This is a genomic window from Sphingobium sp. (assembly GCF_032153725.1).
Lineage (GTDB): Bacteria > Pseudomonadota > Alphaproteobacteria > Sphingomonadales > Sphingomonadaceae > Sphingobium.
This window is the reverse complement of sequence record NZ_JALDYQ010000150.1, coordinates 1-3,072: the sequence shown is the minus strand read 5'-3', so window position 1 is coordinate 3,072 and position 3,072 is coordinate 1. Positions and strand designations below refer to the sequence as shown.

Sequence of the window (3,072 nt, the reverse complement as noted above, 5' to 3'; positions counted from 1 at the left end):
GGCCCCCCCTTTTCTGTGCGGCGACGTCCAGGATCAGTTGACGGGCAGCGGTCGCGGCCGATGATTTTCATCAAGGGCGACGAAGGTGAACAGACCGCTGGTCAGTTCGACCTGTATCTCTTGCGCGCCGCGCGTCGCCACGACATCGACGCGGATGGCCATGGATGTCCGCCCCCGCCGCTCCTCATGGGCATAAACCGACACGATATCGCCCAGCAGGATGGGCGTGATGAACTTCATGCCCTCGATCGCGACGGTGGCGACGGCGCCCCGCGCGATCCGGGCGGCGATGATGCCGCCCGCTATATCCATCTGGCTCAGCACCCATCCGCCGAAGATATGGCCGTTGGCATTGATGTCCGCAATGCGGGGCATCACCCGCAACACCACTTCGCCCCTCTGTTCAGTCATCAAGGAAATCCTCGTCTTTCATCCGGTCCATGACCTGCTCGTCATGGCCTGTCCCGCTGGACAGGAATGTCAGCGCCATCAAACCGGTCCCCAGCATGAAGGTCAACCAGACACCCAATATGGTCGCGATGACCATGTGGATCGGCATCGGCCCAACCCACCAACGCAGAAAGGCGATTGCCGCGCCGACGCAGGATGCGCCACCCAGCGCCATCCACAGCATGATGCGGCGAAAGCGCCGCCATGCGACTTTTGCGATCTGGGGATCATCAAGTCCTTGTTTGCGCGTCATCCCTTTCTTTTGGGGTGTGAACGTGGGATCATCAAGGGACTGAGGCATTTGGTCGACAGGGAGGGAGATGGATCATGACGATCGCGGCGATTTTGCAACGCAAGGGGCAGGATGTCGTCCAGGCGCAATCGGGCGACACGGTCCTTTCCGTGGTGCGGTTGCTCGCGGAACGGCGGATAGGCTGCGTGCCGGTGGTCGATGACGGCAGGGTGGTCGGCATCTTCTCCGAACGCGACCTGGTCTATCGCGTCGCGCAGGAGGGAGCCGCTGTGCTGGAGCGCCCGGTCGGAGAGATCATGACCGCGCCAGCCATCACCACCGACGGGCGGACGCCGGTGATTCACTGCCTGTCGCTGATGACGAAGCGGCGCATCCGGCATTTGCCTGTCGTGGTCGACGGCGCGCTGATTGGCCTGGTGTCGATCGGCGATCTCGTGAAGTTCCGCATCGACAGCATCGAATCGGAAGCGGCGGCGTTGCGCGACTATATCCAGACGGCCTGACCGGCTTCAGGCGGGCGCCTGCGCCGGCGGCGCCCGCCGGATGACGAGCGCGACCAGCTCCATCAATGCGCCCCGCGCGCACAGCATCAGCGCGGCCAGGAATGCAATCCCCCCCACCGGCACCAATATGCCCAACCGGATCGGCGCAGCGAGCGGCGGCAGCATGAGATCGATCGCCAGCACGGCTCCGGCCATCAATATCGAACAGCCAAGCCCCGGCGCCGCCGCGCGCATCAGGTCGATCAGCCGCAATCCCATGGGGACGCCCGCCAATCGGGCGGTAATCAGCGTGAGGATCGGGAAGCCGCAAAGCCATGCCCAGGCAAGGCCCATCGCGCCGAATCTTATCCCGATGAAGAAGGCGGCGGGCATCAGCACCGCGCCCACCGCCGCCACGCGCGCGGTCGTCCCCGGCCGGCCGATCGCATTGCTGACCGGCGCGAACATCACCTGCAACGTCATGAATGGCATGGCGAGCGCCAGAATGGCCACAAAGGGCGCCATTTCACGCCATTTCGTCCCGAACAGCGTTTCGACCAGCGGTCCCGCGGTCGCCGCCATGCCCAGATAGACCGGACAGGAAATCAGCAACAGCAATCGCACCGCCTTGCAAAAGGACCAGGCGATTCGCGCCGGGTCCTTCTGCATCCGCGCATAGGCGGGAAAGGCGACGTCATTCAGCGGCGGGATGAATTTGCTGACGAAAATCTGCGTCAGGAACAGGGCCTCCGCATAAAGGCCCAGTTGATGCGGCTCCAGCACGCGCCCGCCGATGAAGATATCCGCCTGACTCTGCACGATCCAGAACAGCTGCCCGCCGAGCAACGATGCGCCATAGGTCACCATCGCCCCGGTCCCGCGAAAATCGAAGCTGGGGATCGGGCGGAACCCGGTGGCGAGTACATAGCCCACCCCTTTGACCCAGAATCCGGCGATCGGCGCGAACACCAGCGTCCACACCCCCCATCCCGAAAGCGCTCCGGTCAACGCCACCGCCGCAGAGGCAATGGCCGCGATCAGATTGACCAGCGCGGGCCGCCGGAAATCCATCGCCCGCCCCATAATGGCTTCGGGTATCGAGATGAAAGGAGTGGAAAGGTAGAGCAGCGCCTGCACGCGCAACAGTTGCGCGACCATCGGCTGATCATAATAGCCCGCCGCCAGCGGCGCGATGACCAACTGCGCCAGCGCCAGCCCGCCGTTTAGCAGCAGCATGATCCCGAACGCCTGCCGCAGCCGGTGCGACTCCAGCGCCTCCGACTGCACTAGGGCGCTCACCAGCCCATAGCCGTTCAGGAAGGTGGCGAAGTTCAAAATCACCTGAGTCATGGCGAACAGGCCATAATCGGCCGGATCGAGCAGCCGGATCACCGCCAGCGTCACGACCCAGCTCAGCATCTGCGACAGGATCTGGCTGCCGGACCGCCAAAGAATCGCGCTCCTTATCCGTGTTCCAAATCCGGCGTCGTCCGCGTCGGCGTCCTGCAAACCCATCATCATTCCCATATTTGGGGCGTTCCTGCCTCGTGCACCCCTCTATCGGCAACTCCCAAAAAATTCTGAAACAAAAATGCAAAAAGGGTTTGACGGTTCGGGAAGCCCTCCATATATGCCGCCTCACCGGACGGGACGCAGCCACTGAGGCGGCGGATTGGACGGTCGCCAACATAGACGGACACCAGGTCCCCCGGAACGCAAGGATCGGGGAGGGATGGTTGTCCGGTTTAAGTTGTCGGTTCTTTGACATTGTAGATTGATGAAGGGACATGTGGGCGGCGGCTCCGGTCTGGCACGGCTTTCAGGCGTGCTGTGATCGGTTAAATTTGCCATTTCTCACGATGTCCTTACCACCATGTAAGAATTTTG

Annotated in this window: 4 protein-coding genes; 1 reads left to right on the top strand and 3 read right to left on the bottom strand. The window is 62.7% G+C overall.

The genetic code is table 11. The features are described from left to right. Positions 1-33 precede the first annotated feature (33 nt). Both RUH75_RS23535 and RUH75_RS23530 read right to left on the bottom strand, forming a co-directional pair. The gene (locus RUH75_RS23535; protein ID WP_313809635.1) at positions 34-411 is read right to left on the bottom strand and encodes an acyl-CoA thioesterase; all 378 of its coding nucleotides are present in this window, start codon (positions 409-411) and stop codon (positions 34-36) included. Then, entirely contained in the window at positions 404-703 is a 300-nt protein-coding gene (locus RUH75_RS23530; protein ID WP_313809634.1) for a hypothetical protein, read from the bottom strand. The genes RUH75_RS23535 and RUH75_RS23530 overlap by 8 nt, the downstream gene beginning before the upstream one ends. 74 nt (positions 704-777) lie before the next feature. On the opposite strand from RUH75_RS23530, the gene RUH75_RS23525 reads away from it, so the two are divergent. Beyond that, positions 778-1,206 (top strand): CBS domain-containing protein, encoded by a 429-nt coding sequence (locus RUH75_RS23525; RefSeq protein WP_313809633.1) that lies wholly within the window; start codon positions 778-780, stop codon positions 1,204-1,206. Between the two features lie 6 nt (positions 1,207-1,212). On the opposite strand, the gene RUH75_RS23520 is transcribed toward RUH75_RS23525, so the two are convergent. Next, complete coding sequence (locus tag RUH75_RS23520; RefSeq protein ID WP_313809632.1) at positions 1,213-2,700, bottom strand: lipopolysaccharide biosynthesis protein; 1,488 nt, start codon at positions 2,698-2,700, stop codon at positions 1,213-1,215. Between the last annotated feature and the right edge of the window lie 372 nt (positions 2,701-3,072).

Excerpts from the sequence above, each read along its gene's own strand:
- RUH75_RS23535 (WP_313809635.1), bottom strand. The coding sequence starts at position 411 with ATGACTGAACAGAGGGGCGAAGTGGTGTTGCGGGTGATGCCCCGCATT.
- RUH75_RS23530 (WP_313809634.1), bottom strand. The coding sequence starts at position 703 with ATGACGCGCAAACAAGGACTTGATGATCCCCAGATCGCAAAAGTCGCA.
- RUH75_RS23525 (WP_313809633.1), top strand. The coding sequence starts at position 778 with ATGACGATCGCGGCGATTTTGCAACGCAAGGGGCAGGATGTCGTCCAG.
- RUH75_RS23520 (WP_313809632.1), bottom strand. The coding sequence starts at position 2,700 with ATGGGTTTGCAGGACGCCGACGCGGACGACGCCGGATTTGGAACACGG.